This is a genomic window from Advenella sp. RU8, from assembly GCF_048381675.1.
Taxonomy (GTDB): domain Bacteria; phylum Pseudomonadota; class Gammaproteobacteria; order Burkholderiales; family Burkholderiaceae_B; genus Advenella.
The window spans coordinates 57,149-73,812 of record NZ_JBLWIS010000004.1 but is presented as its reverse complement, the minus strand read 5'-3'; the positions used below and the strand labels follow the sequence as shown (position 1 = coordinate 73,812).

The 16,664-nt window shown below is 45.7% G+C and carries 17 protein-coding genes; 6 read left to right on the top strand and 11 right to left on the bottom strand.

What is annotated here, in order from left to right:
• The first annotated feature begins 119 nt into the window (after positions 1-119).
• Positions 120-1,349 (top strand): phosphoglycerate dehydrogenase, encoded by a 1,230-nt coding sequence (serA, locus tag ACM5Q9_RS06875; RefSeq protein WP_418143992.1) that lies wholly within the window; start codon positions 120-122, stop codon positions 1,347-1,349.
• Positions 1,350-1,516: 167 nt separating this feature from the next.
• Here the strand turns inward: serA and ACM5Q9_RS06870 are convergent, their stop codons facing one another.
• Positions 1,517-2,650, bottom strand: a complete 1,134-nt coding sequence (locus ACM5Q9_RS06870; protein WP_418143991.1) for a PQQ-dependent sugar dehydrogenase — start codon at positions 2,648-2,650, stop codon at positions 1,517-1,519.
• 441 nt (positions 2,651-3,091) lie between these two features.
• On the opposite strand from ACM5Q9_RS06870, the gene ACM5Q9_RS06865 reads away from it, so the two are divergent.
• The 3 genes from ACM5Q9_RS06865 to ACM5Q9_RS06855 all read left to right on the top strand — a co-directional run bounded on the left by ACM5Q9_RS06865 (position 3,092) and on the right by ACM5Q9_RS06855 (position 5,822).
• Positions 3,092-3,310: a hypothetical protein gene (locus ACM5Q9_RS06865; protein ID WP_418143990.1), complete on the top strand. Its 219-nt coding sequence runs from the start codon at positions 3,092-3,094 to the stop codon at positions 3,308-3,310.
• An 82-nt stretch (positions 3,311-3,392) separates the two neighbouring features.
• Positions 3,393-4,781, top strand: a complete 1,389-nt coding sequence (locus ACM5Q9_RS06860; RefSeq protein ID WP_418143989.1) for an amidase — start codon at positions 3,393-3,395, stop codon at positions 4,779-4,781.
• Between the two features lie 84 nt (positions 4,782-4,865).
• A complete protein-coding gene (locus ACM5Q9_RS06855; protein ID WP_418143988.1) occupies positions 4,866-5,822 on the top strand; it encodes a LysR family transcriptional regulator in 957 nt (318 codons plus the stop codon).
• Positions 5,823-5,834: 12 nt separating this feature from the next.
• Here ACM5Q9_RS06855 and ACM5Q9_RS06850 read toward each other — a convergent pair whose 3' ends face one another.
• The 9 genes from ACM5Q9_RS06850 to ACM5Q9_RS06810 form a co-directional block, all read right to left on the bottom strand.
• On the bottom strand, positions 5,835-6,812 hold the full coding sequence (locus ACM5Q9_RS06850; protein ID WP_418143987.1) for a flavin reductase: 978 nt from the start codon (positions 6,810-6,812) through the stop codon (positions 5,835-5,837).
• A 33-nt stretch (positions 6,813-6,845) separates the two neighbouring features.
• Positions 6,846-7,238 carry a RidA family protein gene (locus ACM5Q9_RS06845; protein ID WP_418143986.1) on the bottom strand — a complete coding sequence of 131 codons (393 nt, stop codon included), beginning with the start codon at positions 7,236-7,238 and terminating at the stop codon, positions 6,846-6,848.
• Between the two features lie 23 nt (positions 7,239-7,261).
• Complete coding sequence (locus tag ACM5Q9_RS06840; protein ID WP_418143985.1) at positions 7,262-8,125, bottom strand: class III extradiol dioxygenase family protein; 864 nt, start codon at positions 8,123-8,125, stop codon at positions 7,262-7,264.
• A complete protein-coding gene (locus ACM5Q9_RS06835) occupies positions 8,113-8,511 on the bottom strand; it encodes a hypothetical protein (RefSeq protein ID WP_418143984.1) in 399 nt (132 codons plus the stop codon). Before ACM5Q9_RS06835 ends, ACM5Q9_RS06840 begins: the two co-directional genes overlap by 13 nt.
• Positions 8,512-9,270: an HpcH/HpaI aldolase family protein gene (locus ACM5Q9_RS06830; protein ID WP_418143983.1), complete on the bottom strand. Its 759-nt coding sequence runs from the start codon at positions 9,268-9,270 to the stop codon at positions 8,512-8,514.
• Positions 9,271-9,306: 36 nt separating this feature from the next.
• Positions 9,307-10,164, bottom strand: coding sequence for a hypothetical protein (locus ACM5Q9_RS06825; RefSeq protein WP_418143982.1), 858 nt, complete (start codon positions 10,162-10,164; stop codon positions 9,307-9,309).
• A 41-nt stretch (positions 10,165-10,205) separates the two neighbouring features.
• Entirely contained in the window at positions 10,206-11,180 is a 975-nt protein-coding gene (locus ACM5Q9_RS06820) for a Bug family tripartite tricarboxylate transporter substrate binding protein (RefSeq protein WP_418143981.1), read from the bottom strand.
• 40 nt (positions 11,181-11,220) lie between these two features.
• Entirely contained in the window at positions 11,221-12,447 is a 1,227-nt protein-coding gene (locus tag ACM5Q9_RS06815; protein WP_418143980.1) for a flavin-dependent monooxygenase, read from the bottom strand.
• A gap of 339 nt (positions 12,448-12,786) precedes the next feature.
• The gene (locus tag ACM5Q9_RS06810; RefSeq protein WP_418143979.1) at positions 12,787-13,572 is read right to left on the bottom strand and encodes an enoyl-CoA hydratase; all 786 of its coding nucleotides are present in this window, start codon (positions 13,570-13,572) and stop codon (positions 12,787-12,789) included.
• A 240-nt stretch (positions 13,573-13,812) separates the two neighbouring features.
• Between ACM5Q9_RS06810 and ACM5Q9_RS06805 the strand changes: the two genes are divergently transcribed.
• Positions 13,813-14,904 (top strand): ion channel, encoded by a 1,092-nt coding sequence (locus ACM5Q9_RS06805; RefSeq protein WP_418143978.1) that lies wholly within the window; start codon positions 13,813-13,815, stop codon positions 14,902-14,904.
• Positions 14,905-14,953: 49 nt separating this feature from the next.
• Here the strand turns inward: ACM5Q9_RS06805 and ACM5Q9_RS06800 are convergent, their stop codons facing one another.
• Positions 14,954-15,373 carry an Lrp/AsnC family transcriptional regulator gene (locus tag ACM5Q9_RS06800; protein WP_418144164.1) on the bottom strand — a complete coding sequence of 140 codons (420 nt, stop codon included), beginning with the start codon at positions 15,371-15,373 and terminating at the stop codon, positions 14,954-14,956.
• Between the two features lie 143 nt (positions 15,374-15,516).
• Between ACM5Q9_RS06800 and ACM5Q9_RS06795 the strand changes: the two genes are divergently transcribed.
• Entirely contained in the window at positions 15,517-16,629 is a 1,113-nt protein-coding gene (locus tag ACM5Q9_RS06795; protein WP_418143977.1) for an ornithine cyclodeaminase, read from the top strand.
• Positions 16,630-16,664 lie beyond the last annotated feature (35 nt).

The window sequence follows — 16,664 nt, the reverse complement described above, 5'->3', positions numbered from 1 at the left end:
CGCCTGATGTCAAAGTCAGGCGATTTTTTTTATGGGTATGGGGATTATCAATTAGCGAATACCCGAGTAAACTACTATACAATGGTTAAATAAATTGTTATTTTCTTATGGAAAGTGGTATGGAAAAGTTCTCATTAGACAAAAGCAAAATCAAATTCCTGTTGCTGGAAGGTGTACACCAGAACGCAATTGATGTTTTGCATGCATCCGGCTATACACAAATTGACTATCAGAAAAAAGCACTGGATAGCGATCAGCTGAAAAAAGCCATTGCCGATGCACATTTTGTGGGTATCCGTTCACGTACGCAGTTGACTGAAGAGGTTTTTGCTGCGGCCAAGAAACTGATTGCAGTAGGATGCTTTTGTATTGGTACCAACCAGGTAGACCTGGATGCCGCCAAAAAACGGGGTATCCCGGTGTTTAATGCGCCTTTTTCCAATACCCGTTCTGTGGCTGAATTGGTACTGGCAGAAATGATCCTGCTGATGCGCCGGATCCCGGCCGCCAATGCCGAAGTGCACCGTGGCCAGTGGCAAAAATCAGCGGAGGGTAGCCATGAAGTTCGGGGCAAAAAATTGGGCATTATCGGTTATGGCCACATTGGTTCGCAATTAAGCGTCCTGGCCGAAGCCTTGGGCATGGAAATTTATTATTTCGATGTTGAAGCCAAACTGCCTTTGGGCAATGCCAAGCCTGTTAAAACTTTGACCGAATTGCTCAATATCAGTGATGTTGTCACCTTGCACGTGCCCGAAAATGCATCGACCAAAAATCTGATGAGTGCCGAAAGGATTGCCCAGATGAAGAAGGGTGCCCATTTGATCAATGCTTCGCGTGGCACGGTGGTGGATATTGATGCCTTGGCTGTCGCGCTGGAAGAAGAACATCTGGGTGGCGCAGCCATTGACGTCTTCCCGGTAGAACCCAAGTCCAACAATGAAGAGTTTGTGTCTCCCTTGCGTAAATTCGACAACGTGATCCTGACGCCCCACATTGGTGGTTCAACCAGTGAAGCACAGGAAAACATCGGTATTGAAGTTGCCAGCAAGCTGGTCAAATATTCAGACAACGGCTCCACCCTGTCTGCGGTTAATTTTCCTGAAGTTTCCTTGCCGGAAAACAAACAGGCTCGCCGCTTCCTGCATATTCACGCTAATCGTCCAGGCGTACTGACTGCCATTAACAAACTCTTCATGAAAGATGGCGTGAACATTGTTGGCCAGTACCTGCAGACCGATCCGGAAATTGGCTATGTTGTGTTGGATGTGGAAAACGTGGATGCTGACAAGGCTATCGCAAAACTCAAGGAAATCGAGGGAACCATCAAAACCCGGGTTCTTTATTGATTAATGTTTTTTCTTGTCGTAATCCTTGAAAACTGCCTGTTTAACAGGCAGTTTTCAATTAAGAATGATGCAGTGCAAGGCTGATGCTTGCGATCTGCCCATAGTTTAAAACAGATATGGTGGCATGTAACCCTGCGTTGGCAAGGGACAAGGCCTGGACATGGCCATCATGGGGAAATTTTCAGGAGCTTTCCCCTGTTTGAATCCGTTAAGACATAAACGTAACCATCCGGGCCAACACGAACATCCCGGATCCGCTCATTGCGATCTTCCAGAAGATTTTCCTCTGCGGTGATTTTGTTCCCGTCCAGCACTAAACGGATTAACCGTTGGCCAACCAAAGCGCCAATAAACAGAGAGTTTTTCCATTCCGGGAATGTGTTGCTGTCGTAAAATGCCATGCCGCTGATGGCGGGGGATACTTTCCAGTAATAAACGGGTTGTTCCATTCCCTGGGCATGGGTGCCAGCCGCTTCAGGGATAGGCGTGCCTGAATAATTGATACCATGGGTAATGATCGGCCAGCCGTAGTTTTTGCCGGGTTTGGGAATATTGATTTCATCACCGCCGCGAGGGCCGTGTTCATGGGTCCATAATTGGCGGGTCCAGGGGTTAAGGGCAGCGCCTTGCTGGTTACGATGCCCGTATGACCAGATTTCAGGGCGAACGCCGGGCACATTGAAAAAGGGATTGTCTTTGGGAATGCTGCCGTCAGGGAACAGGCGCACTATTTTGCCTTGCAGTTTGTCCAGGTCCTGGGCGGTAGGGCGCTGGTTGTTTTCACCAAGGGCGATGAACAGATAACCCTTGTCGTCAAACACCAGTCTTGATCCGAAGTGAATGCCAGTGGAAAGCCTGGGTTCCTGACGGAAAATCACCTGGAAGTTTTCCAGGGTTTTCATGTCCTCGGAAAGCCTGCCATACCCAACACTGGTGCTGGCCCTGCCAGTACTGCCTTCTTCGGCAAATGAAAGATAAACATGGCGGGAGGTGGTAAAGTCGGGTGCCAGGGCAATATCCAGTAAACCACCCTGACCCCGGTTAAAAACCCTTGGGACCCCGCTGATGGGTGCTGAAAGACCGGATTTGGCCGTCCACAGACGAAGTTTGCCTGGTCTTTCGGTAATAAGGATACCTTGATTGTTGGCTAAAAAGGCCATTCCCCAGGGGTATTCAAGGTGATTTTCAAGCACCTGTACCGAGATTTTGGCTGGGGAGGATTGTTGGGCCAGACCGGGGCTAGCCAGGAATGTTGTCGCAAGGCATAGGGCCAGGCCGGTTTTTTTCAGTAAACGCAACATAATGTCTCCTTGACGATCCATAAAAATAATACATCAAAACGATGAGGTGGAAGATGCCATCAAGGAAGCACTGGCTGCTTATGAGCAGAAAGATTATGTCATGGCCAACAGTCACTGGGCATGGCAACGCAATTGATTAATCAGCTAAATGCAAAAGGATGACCATTGACGGTTCTGCCAGCATGGAAGACAAAAAAGAATATGCCAAGGTAGGTGATTGACCTGGAAAAATTGAAAGACATGTAAGTTTTCCAGGAATGGTTGAAATTCGGAAAGATCCGTTTTGAGTTAAACGAGTACATGGCAGATGCTTCAATTTGGGGCATCTGCCATTTTTTTGTGCGCCGCACAAGCTATTTCGGGTGCGATATAGGTAAAAACACTTAGGCACGGTTCTTGCTTAATACTTTATGAGTTTATTAACTGACATGGAAGTGCATCATGAGTAGCGTATCAGGCAGATCGGATTTGAAAATGAACAGGCGGATATTGGCAGGCGTGCTTGCTGTCAGCTTTGCGTTGCCAATCCTTGGCGTCAGTGCTGGCAGTGGATTGAATATTACCGGAGCAACGGATATTCAGTCGCCTTCCGGGAGGACCCTGGTAAAGAAGGGCCTTGCCTCGGTAAAGGACTCGCTGGAAATAGCCCGTTATGCGTGAAATGCCTTTGCCGGGGACGTTTCAGGAACCGGCCTATTTAATTTAATAAGCCGGAACCATTACCTGAAGAAGGAGTATGAAAATGGATAATTATGCATTCTGTTCAATCATCGAATTGGCAGCTCACCTTGAGCTGAAAAATATTTCAGCAGAAGCTTTGACACGGATTTTTTTGAGCAGGATAGACAAACACAATAAGTCGTTCAATGCCTATATCAACGTTTTTCCGGAGCAGGCACTGGAACAGGCGAGGGAGTCCGATGCACGTCGAAAGAATGGGACGTCATTGGGTTGGCTGGATGGTATCCCCATGGGTATCAAGGATCTTTGTGAGATAGAAGGATCTATTACTACCGGTGGCTCAAAGGAATGGATACACCGTATCAGCACTGAAACGGCTGAGGTTGTTGAAAAATTGCGGGCGCATGGTGCGGTGATTCTGGGTAAAACACATACCGTTGAGTGGGCTTTTGGTGGCTGGGGTACCAATGCATTGATGGGAACACCACGTAATCCATGGGATCGTTGGCAGCATCGTATTCCGGGTGGATCTTCCAGCGGTTCGGCCGTTGCCGTGGCTGCCGGATTGGCGGCTGCGGCCATTGGCACCGATACGGGTGGCTCTGTACGTATTCCGGCTGCCTTGAATAGTGTGACTGGCTTGAAGACAACGGTGGGACGCATTGCTACCCAAGGTGTTTTGCCATTGTCGCGTTCCCTGGACAGTGTCGGTGTCTTTACGCGTTGTGCTGATGATGCTGCCATTGTTTTTGATGCCATGATGAATGCACCTGCACAGTCGCGTTTGCAGGAAAATTATCGGATTCATGGCCTTGAAGGCGCTGATCTGGGTGGAAAGGTGATTTGTGTTCTACCTGATGAGCAGTATGAAACGCAAGTCCAGCGCAGTGTACGGTTGGGTGTAAGAGATATGGTCCGTATGGCGGAAATGGCGGGGGCGAAATTGGTACGCAAAGCGTTGCCGTTTAGTATGGAAACGGCCATGAATAATTGTAGCCGGCTGATTGCCGCCGAGGGCTGGCGTGTGCATAAGGACCATATTGCCGACCCGGAAAAACAAATTGATCCCAATGTCCGTCGGCGTGTTCTGGCTGGCCAGAACATTGATGACAGGAATTATGCGGAATTATTGGCGCAACATGCGGCCATGAAAACGATATGGCAGGAATGGATGGATGGGGGCGATGCCTTGCTGATTCCTGCCACACCCTTTACGGCATTACCGTTAAACCAGGTCGATGAAAACAATACATCAATCGGTTTCTTTACCCGGTTTGTGAATTGGACCGGCGCATGTGCGCTGTCCATCCAGGCCGGTTTTGATCCGCAGAATTTGCCCGTTGGTGCGCAGCTCGTGGGCAAGGCCAATGACGAATATACGCTGTTGCAGATTGCCAGCGTGATACAGCGCATGACGGCCTGGCATGCTTATCATCCGATGGTGGGGTGAGCTTTTTAAGCAAGCGGGTATTACCTATAATATTACTGAATTAATAACATATATAAAATTAATAATATTGTGGGTGAGGAAAACATGTTTTTTGAAGACATTAGTGCATTTGTTGCAGTGGTGCGTGCAGGCAGTTTTAGTAAAGCTGCCATTGATGCCTGCGTGGCTCAATCGGCCTTGAGCAGGCGGGTAAAAAGGATAGAGTCAAGGATGGGTACTGTATTGCTGGAAAGAAATGCACGTGGTGTTGTGCTTACTGAACCCGGAAAATTGTTTTTATCAAGAGTGGAAAAAATAGTGGATGAAATATCTGATATGGAAGCCAATCTTTCTTCTTTTGTAAAAGAACCGGCAGGTAAGGTACGAATTGCATTTCCACCCAGAAGCAGTGGTTTGTTGGCACCAAGAGTTTATAAACAAAAACTGGCAACATTACCCTTGGTACAGCTTGAGTTTCTTGAAGGGTCTCCGTCTCAGGTGCATGGTTGGCTGAGTCGTGGAGAAGTGGATATTGCACTGGTTTATAACAGCGAAATAGGGCCTGATTATGAAGTCATGCCTGTTATGACGGAACGTTTACACTTGTTTTGCAATACAAAAAAACTGCAAGAGATTTTTAAAGGAAAGGTGCCTACAGAACTGCTTATCAAGGATTTACCGCAAATTCCATTGATTCTACCCTCAAAACCGCATATTTTGAGGGTGATGATAGATAGATTATGTGTATTAAATAATATTCGCCCAAACATTGTCTTTGAAACAGACGGTTCTTTTGTGACAAGAGGCATGGTTGAGCAGGGAATTGGAGGCACTATCTTCAGTATGAGTACCTCCTGGAGCTATTCTGTTGAAACCGGTCAGGTCGCGGCAATACCTTTTAAATCGCCTTTGGTATGTTGGAATCTGTATTTGGTAAAGTCCAGGAGAGCATCCAATTTATTGGCCATCAACGCAATATATGCCATACTCCAGAAGGAAATTGATTATCTATTGGAGCAGGGAGCATGGTCTCACGCTTCAAAATGGAATATTAACGGTTAAAAATATCGTTGATTAAGCATCTTTGGCCTGTGTAATCAAATTGTCTATAACGCGTAACGCGGTTTCGAGATCTTTCTTATCGATGTTTTGGATCATATTCGCTTCGAAATTTTTTACTCGCTGATTAATGAACATGGCATATTCGCGACCACTGTTTGTCAAGTGTATTTTTTCGTCGACGATATATTCAAGATGATTCCGGTTTTTCATTTCCTGCAGGGCATCTTTTATTTCTTCCTGACGGAGGTAAATACATGCCTGAAGCTCCTGTTCGCTCATTGCCTGTGAGTTCAACCAGCTATATATCCTGAATTCTGCAACGCTTATGCTTAGTTCTTGTCTTTGAGTATTAAAACGTGAAGAAACAAGATGGCTCACATAATGTAAACGACGCAACAGAGATAAATGTGTATTGCCTTTCCTTGTCAAGGATGTGTTTTTTTCTGTTTCGGTTTGGTTCATAATCGATGACAAGTCATTGGCGACACCGTAACGACCCTGGTAAAACAAGAGTGGGGTTCCGTTGTAACGGGTGTAATGTTTGACGCGACCAATCAGAATCAAATGATCCCCACCATCAATGGTGTTTTCAAGGCTGCACTCCAATGTACAGATCACATCACGCAACAATGGCGCACCTAGTTTTCCTTTGAACCAGTCGGTTTTACTGAATTTATCCTCATCGCCTTTTGCAAACAAATTTGAGAGATCCACCTGATTGTCAGAAAGAATATTAACGGCATAATGTCGGGCCTCCTGAAAGATTTTAAGGCTGCCAGACTCTTTTCGTATAGACCATAAAACAAGGGGTGGTTCAAGAGAAAGCGCGGCAAATGAGTTCACAGACATGCCTGCCATGTCGGTCCCGTTGCAAGCAGTCATTACGGTCACACCAGTGGCAAATTGAGATAAGCATCTTCTGAATGCGCGTGAATCCTCTTCCGGACTGCCACTTTCAATGATTTGTATGGGTTTAGATATTATGTCCATGTCTTTATAAGCAAGTATTTTAAGAGTGAGTTTTTAATTATGGGGAGCCATAATTGCGAAAAGGTCGCACTGCATATCCATTGAGGCAGGTAAGGTATTGGAAACGATTACATGTCGGGCGGGTCTGCTTGTCTCATCAGGAAAAATATCAACCCAATATTGATTCAGTAAAGCTCGCGATACCTCTGGTTTGAGATAAAAAGTCATTTTGATAACGTCTTTCCAGCTGCCGCCCGCTTTTTCAAGAATACGACGCGTATTCTCAAACATGAGTTGACATTGTTGTTCAATAGATTCGGGAATTTTTCCCGTTGTTTTATCTGTGCCAAAGATGGCGCCGCTCATTAAAATATTGTGATGCAGGCAAGCGGCAGGAACAGGATTGTTGCCATGAGAAAATCCATCAATATAAATACTTTTACGCATGTTCGAGTTTTCCGGTTAATCAGCTATTTCGAGGCAGGAGTTGCTGGCTTTTCGGCTTCTAAAGCCAGTAAACCGTAGCCGGTTAGCATGGGAGCCCAGTAGAATCGTTGAATTTCATTGAAAGATTCGCTGGTCTCAGAAAGTGCGCCACGCATTGTCAGCCACAACATCATTTCAACTGACTCCAGGCCACCGCGGTATATGTAATCTTCATGAGTGGCTTGTGCCAATATTTCAGGTTCATGCATCAATAAGTCCATGAACCGGTTATCCCATTCCGGATTTACAAAACCAAAATTATCACCATGAATTTGATGGGATAAACCGCCAGTAGAAGCGACAACGACCCGTTCATTACAAGCTGAGTTTTTAATGAAGCGACCAATACTTTGTCCCAGTTTCCAGCATCGCATGGGAGTTGGAAGGGGTTCACGCAATACATTGACATGAATGGGAATGATACGTATTGGCCAGCTCGGGGGCATCAGTAAGGGCAGAACGGACATGACACCATGATCCAGTTCCATTTCCTGACAAATAGTCAAATCAAACTCATCGTTTACCAGTGATTTGGCCAGTTCCCAACCAAAGTCTGGAGCACCGGGAACGGATGCAAAATTGCGAGCACCAATGCCTTCATCAGCAATATTCAACTGCTTTGCGATGCCCATGGCAAAAGTAGGGTAAGCGTCAAACTGGAACTGATTCAGGTGATCGTTATAAATAACAATCATTGTGGTGACATTTTTTTGTTTTAGCCAATCATGGACGGGCTTGTAGGATTCAAAAAAAGGTTTCCATTCCTGTTTTTCCTGATGGCCAGCATCGAAAGCAAAAGAGATTGAGGGGGCGTGTGAAGATCCGATTGCACCAATTAACTCTGCCATATATATCCTTTGTTTGCTTCTTTTCTTATGCGTACAAATTCATCAACCGTCATGCCCAATTCTGAGGCGCCTCTTTCCATTAATGATGTCTTGAAAGCGCCATTCGCCTTGCCAATCGCAACTGTACAGGCGCCATATTCCATCATTTTGGTAAAAGCTCTGTTACGAACCATTTCTTTTTCCTGGTCGTTTAAACCAAAATGATCCATGCATGACTCTTCATCATTTAAAAAAAATGTACGCTGTTTTACTGAACGCATGCTAGTGAGGAATTTGGTAAGTCTATATCCTCTTTCTGCCCGTTCCGTCGTTAATGGGCACAGGCCTTTAAGAGTGATCCGGGGCCCTAGCTTTTTCTGAATATCTTGTGATTCTGTATTCATCATTTAACTTTTAAGCTGATTGATCATGCTGGCGGATGATTTGGCAAAAATGCTTATATCATTGCTGATCATGACAAAATTAAAACCATTTTCTTTGGCCTTAATGGCAGCATTGACATCACCAACTGCAGTGCCACAAGGAATATTCAATCGATTGGCAACGTTGATCAAGTTTGTGATTAATTGGCTGTTATCGGGATGTGAAGCCGGTTTGCCGGTTGATAAGGCCAAATCTCCCGGGCCCACAAAAATGGCATTGACCCCTGGCACTGCCAGAATTCTTTCAACGTCACCTAAGGCATGGGCATCTTCAAGTTGTGGAATACGCAAGACGTGGTTATTGCCTTCTTCAATATATTGGGCAGTTGGCTTAAGTCCCCAATGTCCAGCCCGTGAGGTGATGCCCAGACCACGATGCCCGACGGGACTGAAAATCATGCCATTCATGACATCACGTGCTTCCTGCTCTGAGCGGACCCGTGGAATTAAAACGCCATCAGCGCCACAATCCAATATTCTCTGTGCATAAGCGCCCGAGCTGTCAGGCAGGCGAACCAGTACTTTTAAACCCAAGCCTTGAGCGATGACAATGTTGCGGTAGCTTGCCTGAAAGGTTAGTGGCGCATGTTCCATATCAATGGCAATGAAATTGAAACCAGCCAGAGCCAGGCATTCAATGGTTTCTGGAGAGTCCAGTTTGACCCAGGTACCGAATTGACAGCTACCCGGTACTTTCAGTGTTTCTATAAAACGGCTTGTCATATAGCATCCTGTGATTAAAAGTAAAGATATCTTGATTTATGCGTTAATGTCGTCGGGTAGCGGGTATTCTTTTTCATTGCACACAAGACCTGGTCTCAGTGAGAAATCCTTGCGTGGAGGTGCAAAAATATCCACAAGGCGCATACCTTTTTCCCCAACGGCTTGGGAGGTATGGATGACGTTTGGGGGGATGACGCACAGCGAAGGGGCGGATGCGACAATATGGTCATCCTCACGCCACTCCGCCAGATCCGGTGTCCATGGGTAACGTAAATGATGGATATAAGCACCATGGACAGCCAGGGATCCTTGCTCATAGTCAGGGTGAGAGTGCGGGGATAGTTTGTGGATGTCCCGTGGTGCTGTACTTGGCAGGAAGATATTGACCATCAAATTGCATGTACGGAAAAGGCGCATTGTGGTATCTGTACGGATATAGTCTTGCAACGGATAGTGACGTAACTTGAAACCATCGACAGGGGCTGGCCAGTTAATTAATTCTGCAACGTCGGTCACGTTATTCCAGGCTTGATGATTGGGTGCCATTTCAATTAAGTCTTTGGCATTTTTGCTGAAAATTCGGTAGACCCAACCGCCATTCAACATTTTGATCTGGCTGTCACCCGGAGGGGCAATGAATAATGAGTCGCCATTACTTTTTATTTCATTGCCATTGCTGCTGATAACTGCTGCCGTATCTTCAGGGAGCAGAATGAAGTACTCATCATTTTGGTATTCTGCTGTTCTGGTTAGAATGGCATTTTCTTTTGCATGACTGGCCATGACGACAAAATTGGCTGCGCGTGTTATCCAGCTCTTGGTGTCATGGGAATCAATCGTTGTATGGGGGTCACGGTAAAAATGCCCTGTATATGCCTGACGTGTTTTGGTCATTGTGCTTACACTCAATAATAATTCAGTTTAAATTTATTTACTCAATCTAAAGACAAGCCGATTTCCTTAACCAGCGCTTTGGACTTGATGATGTCTTGGTTGATTTTGTCGGTCATTTCTTCAGGCGAACTGCTTTTGAGGTAGGCACCACTTGATGTGGCAATCCATTGCACTAATTCTTCATTTGCCAGTGTTTGTTTGAAAGCGTCATTCAGCTTATTAATAATGGCATCGGGTGTGCCAGCGGGAGCTGATACACCATGCCAATACTCATACACAAAATCGGGAAGACCGGATTCTGATAGAGTGGGAATCTCCGGTACTATTTGATTGCGTTCTTTGCCTGAAGCTCCCAAAATCTTGATTTTTCCGTCTTTGCTTTGTGCAGAGGCAATTCGGGCGCCTGAAAACATGGCTTGCAATTCTCCACCCACAAGATCTTGCATGGCAGGCCCTTCCCCTTGATAGGGAATATGTACAATATTCAGATTGTCATTGGCAATTTTCAGGCTCTCCATCATGAGGTGATGAGGCGTTCCGTTACCTGCTGTTCCATAACTCATGGTTTGGGGATTTGCTTTTACGTAATCAATAAATTCCTTAACATTATTGACGGGAATATTCTTATTAACTGAAAGGACCAATGAACCGGTCAGTATGGTGCTTACCGGTTTTAGACTGTTTACGGGGTCATAAGACAGTTTTTTGTAAAGCGCGGTATTGGTGGCGTAAGTCGCATTGTCGCCCCATAACAAGGTATATCCGTTGGGTGTTGAGTTTGCGACTGCAGTTGCACCAATAGCGGTTCCTGCGCCAGGTTTATTATCAATAATAACGGGTTGTTTAATGATTTCACTCAGTGTCCGTCCGACTTGCCGCGCCATAATGTCGGTACCACCGCCTGCTGCGTACGGAACGACTATTTTGATGGGCTGATTGGGAAAACTGTCCGCCTCATTGGCTTGCACAAAAGAAGTTGCAAGCAGTGAAAGCGCGGTTAATATGATTTTATTCATTAGGTCTCCTTTAATAATTGTGTATTGATGATTTACTTAATTATGCAAAATAATTCTGGGCGATTTTTTCATCACCCAAGAGAGTGCCTGCCCATGCATTGGCATGATGTTGATAATTATTTAATTGATGACTTTGAATGGCCATTATGTCGTTATAAATTCGACCAAAGTCATATTGTTTATAAATTGCATGTCCTCCACTGAGTCTGAAAAGCTCAGCGGCCAACTGCGCACAACGTGGAGGAATTTGTGAGCTTTGAAAACGGAACTGGCGTCGTTCGTCCATGCTTATTGAAGGGCCTTTTTCAACCTCGGCAATTACGCGAGCGTAGTTTTTGTAAACTTGGGTTTTCATTTCTTCAGCGTGTGACAAAGCTTGGGAAACAGCCAATACAGCGGCTTGATTTGCACTGATATTTACGCCATGACGACTGACTTTCTGGTAATTGAAGTCAATAAATGTTTGTACCAGACCTTTTAATGCACCTAAAGCACTGGGGGCTTGTGTTGCTCTTGAGAAAATCTGGAAAAAAGGAATTTTATAAAGCAAACCATCATTCATTTTCAAACCGGGAGCTTCGTTGGTTAGGACAGACTCCCAGCGTAAGGCCCGATGTTCGGGGATGAAGGCATCCTTGACAATAATATCGTTACTGCCTGTAGCGCGTAAACCGTGTACATCCCAATTTGGAATGATTTCGTAATCACTGCGAGGTAACAGAAAACAGTATTGCGCCATACCCGATTGTTTTGTTTTACCCGTATTTTCTTCGCCATCAATATTCCCGCCCAGAAATGTCCAAGCGCAATGATCGCTTCCACTTGAAAAACTCCATTTACCACTTAATACATATCCGCCGTCGACTCTTTTAGCCTTACCGGGTGCATAGGGAGAGCTAATTAGCGTTTTGGGGTTATCTCCCCAAACTTCTTCCTGTGCTTTTGGATCAAAAAATGCCAGGTGATAATGATGGATGCCAACGACACCCAGTACCCAGGCAACAGATGGGTCCGCTTCTGCAAGGATTGAGGTAACCTCAAAAGATTCAATGGGTGTGGTTTCTCCACCGTGCCAGCGCTTGGGTTGTAGCATTTGAAAAAAACCGGCTTCTTGAAGATCGGCAATTGTTTCGTCAAATATTTTTGGGCAATCCCATTGTGCTGCGGAGCGTTTTTTCAGGGTAGGCAGCAACGCTCGGGCTTTTTGGACATATTCCGAGTCGCTGAAGTCTCCTCTTAAATAATTGTTAATTTGACTGATTGGCATGTTCTCAAAATCCTATATATGTTTTTTAGATAAAAAATGCTTCTTTCATTGGTTGAAATTAAAGCACCTGGAGATAGGTTTGAGATAGATCAATTCTGGTATCGTAGCCATCTCATTTAGAGATAGCCTGCTCTTAAAAAGTCAAGTGGGAAAAATCAAATAACTGATTTGCATCAAATTAATTTAATTGATTATATTTATGATAATTTGAAACCCTTTGAACTTTATAAAAATTTAATTCAAGGCTGGCCGCAATGATATCCGTATCAGCGGGTTATTTGCTCAGGATGGAATCCAGTTTCGAGCAAGAACGGGATTCCATCCTGTGCTTTAGTAAACTTAGCTTTTCCAGATCGCCACCCGTTTTTCCAGAAACGCATCAATCCCTTCCATCGCGTCTTCTTCCATCATGTTGCGCGCCATGACATCGGCCGCATAATCATAGGCATCGGCAAGCGCCATCTGTTTCTGTTTATAGAACATTCGTTTTCCATAGCGAATAGCCGTTGGGCTTTTGCTTAAAATATCAGCCAGCAATGCGTCAACCCGCTCATCAAGCTGTGCTTCCGGTACGGCATCATTCACCAGTCCCCAATCCAGTGCCGTGGCGGCGTCTATGAAACGGGCGGTGACCAGCATTTCAAAGGCTCGTTTGGAAGAAATGTTGCGGCTTAAGGCAACGGCAGGTGTGGAGCAGAAAAGGCCGACATTGATGCCTGATACCGCGAATTGGGCCGAATGGGTGCAGATGGCCAGATCGCAGGCAGCGACCAGCTGACATCCTGCTGCCGTGGCAATACCGTGCACTTTGGCAATGACCGGCACCGGCAGGGACTGGATACCCTGCATGACCTGGCCACATTTGGCAAACAGGTAACGATAATAAGCCAATTCAGGCTGGCTGCGCATTTCCTTTAAGTCATGCCCTGCGCAAAAGGCTTTGCCGGTGGATTCAATAATCACGCAACGCAGGGTGTGGTCTTGCTGGAGTATTTCAAATTGATCCAGCAAAGCCTGCAGCATGGCTTCGGAAAGTGCATTGAACTGGTCAGGACGGTTCAGGCGCAGGGTCACAACCCCCTGGTTGTAAATGGTTTCCAGAATGGGCGTGGTGTTGGTATTCATGTTGCCTCCTCATTGATATTATTGGATGATGTTATATATTACAGGATCGTGGCGCCTCAAGACCTATGCCCAGGATGGGGGTGCCTGCTTTAACGGCTTGGTACAATAAATGTATGGCATGTGCCATGATAAATACTGGCAAACAACCAGCGCTTATGGATTCTTATGAACGCAACAAAATATATTGGCTCGTTTTTCCAATCAATTTTAAATTTACGAGTTTTATTATCACTGCTGAGTATGATTAATGGGCTTTGGTTGACGTTGCCGGTTTTATATAAATATTCCCATCACTTTGGCAAGGATACCGGTGAGTTTGTGCATTGGATGCAAACCCTGGGATTTTTTCATTTGCTTGAATTGCCTCGGTTTGCCTTGGGTACCTGTCTGGTCTTATTTAGCATTTTCATGTTTACAGGCGCACGATTGGCCTGTTTTTTCAGTATTTTTGCCCTGTTTTTATTGCTTGTCCTGGATATCACACTGGGCAGTGCCTATTTTATTCATGGAATTTATTCTTTCGTTTTATTGGTTTTATTACTCCATTACTGGAAGCGCTTTCCAAATTACAGTATAAGCAATACAGCAGGGCTGGCCTTGTTAAGTATCGCCATACTTATTGTGTATTCAGTATTGGGTTCTTTATACCTGGGTTCTCATTTCAACCCAAAAATTTCCGATATTTTTCAGGCATTTTATTTTTCTGTCGTTAGCATGACAACGGTCGGTTACGGAGATATTGTGCCGGTAACCATAGAATCACGTCTTTTTACGATTAGTGTCGTTTTTTTGGGTATTACTATTTTTACCACTTCAGTGGTGTATTTGGCAGGTATTGCGGCAACGGATACACGCAAAATCGTCAATAAAAGGTTGTTAAAAATGAAAGATCATTATGTTATTGTTGGCGTCTCTCAAGTAGCGGTTTTTGTGTATAAGGGCTTGAAAAAACGGGGTTTGCAGACCGTTATCGTATGTGATGAAAAGCACCGGGATTTATTTCCTGCCGATGCCCTTGTCGTGTCTGGCGAAGTGACTGATATCGCGACCCTGGATAAGGCTTCTGTAAAAGATGCGCGTTGCGTGATGGCATTGGAACAGAGCGATGTGGAAAACACCTACATTTTATTGGCGGTGAAGAAAATGGCAAGTGACAAGGTTAAAACCATTACCATGATTAATGAAGAAGGTAATCGCAATAAACTACAACTTTTGCACGTTGACTATATATTTTCATTACCGGAAGTGGGCAGTGAGGTTTTAATGAAGTATTTAAGCGGTGAGGCCATTGATAACAATACGATTGCTGATTTGGTCATTCACCATAGTTAACCGGTCAATACTAAGTCAAGCAATTTGAACTAAAGCCAGCTTGACATGATTATTTATAACTCTTCAAATGAATGCTGGTTTCTGAATTGCTAATATGTTTAATGAGCCTGATCCGTTCCAGTGCCTGACCCAGTTCATCCAGGGTTTGCGCCTGCAGTTCGGCCAGCAGGTCCCAGCGGCCATTCGTGTCATGCAGGGCAACCACGCAGGGTTCACCCAGTAAACTGGCCACGGCCTGCCGGGTGGCGTTGCCTTCAATGGCAATACTCATCCAGGCGGTAATGGGACGGTTCTGGCTGGTGGGGCGCAGCTGCACCGAATAACCGGTAATCACGCCTTCATCTTCCAGTTTCAGCATGCGGTTGCGTACCGTGCCGCGAGATACCTGTAATTTCTGGGCCAGATCGGCAACCGTATAGCGGGCATTCTGGCGTAAAAGGGCAATCAGTGCCTGGTCAATCGTATCCATCATTGTCATTCCGGTAATGTGTTCTGTCATTATGATAGAAAACTGCCCGAAAGTATGCGAAATGTGGTCTGTAAATTGATGACATCCTGCGACACACTACAGCTAATGGATTGAATTTTAAATATAAATACGGGAGACCTGGCATGAGTACCTTATTGCAAAATCATCTAATGACTGAATTGATCCGTCCACAGGATATTGCCGCCATTGTCCAGAAAAAAGGTATGAAAGCCTGTCTTGAAGGGGTGGCCAGCTATATTCTGGCGGATTATCTGCGCTGGGATGAGTTTGATAAATCCAGGCGGGTGGCCAAGTATGTGGAAAACGGCGTGATGGAGCTGATGCCGATTGCCGATAAAAAACACTATGCGTTCAAGTATGTGAACTGTCATCCGCATAATCCGGCCAAGGGTTTGTCTACCGTGATTGCCTTTGGTGCCTTGGTTGATGTGGTCACAGGCATGCCAATGGCCATTTCAGAATTAACGCTAACAACCGCCTTCCGGACGGCAGCGACATCGGCATTGGCTGCACGTTATCTGGCTCGCAAGAACAGCCGCAGCATGTCCCTGATTGGCAATGGCTCGCAGGCAGAGTTCCAGGCGCTGGCATTTCATTACCTCCTGGGTATTGCAGAAATCCATTTGTATGATAAAGATCCCAAGGCTTCTGAGAAACTGGCGGGTAATCTGGCTCATACCGGCATGAAGTTTGTGATTGCCAGCGATGTGGCCAGCGCTGTCAAGGGAACCGATATCATCACCACGGTCACGGCTGAATATGCCAAAGCGCATATTATTACCCCGGATATGATAGAGCCGGGCATGCATATTAATGCTGTGGGGGGTGACTCACCTGGCAAGACGGAATTGCATCCGGATATCCTGTCAAAGAGCACGGTGTTTGTAGAGTTCGAGGAACAAACCCGGATTGAAGGCGAGTTGCAGAATGTGGCGCAGGATTTTCCGGTGGTGCATTTATGGGAAGTGTTTGGCAAGACAAAACCCGGCCGCAGTGATCATCATCAAATAACCCTTTTTGATTCAGTCGGTTTTGCGCTGGAAGATTATTCCGCCATGCTGTTCATGCGTGATGCGGCAAAAGAACTGGGTTTGGTGCAGTCCATTTCACTGGTGCCCGAGCTGGCCGATCCGAAAGACCTGTTTGCTTATTTGGGTGTGCCCCCAGTGGTGCCAGAACAGAATCCGCACGGTGGCGGTGATGATGGCATTCCAGTCTTGATTGCCAGTGTTTAAGCCATGAGGGGGCAGTTCTTTGCCAGTCTGCAGGC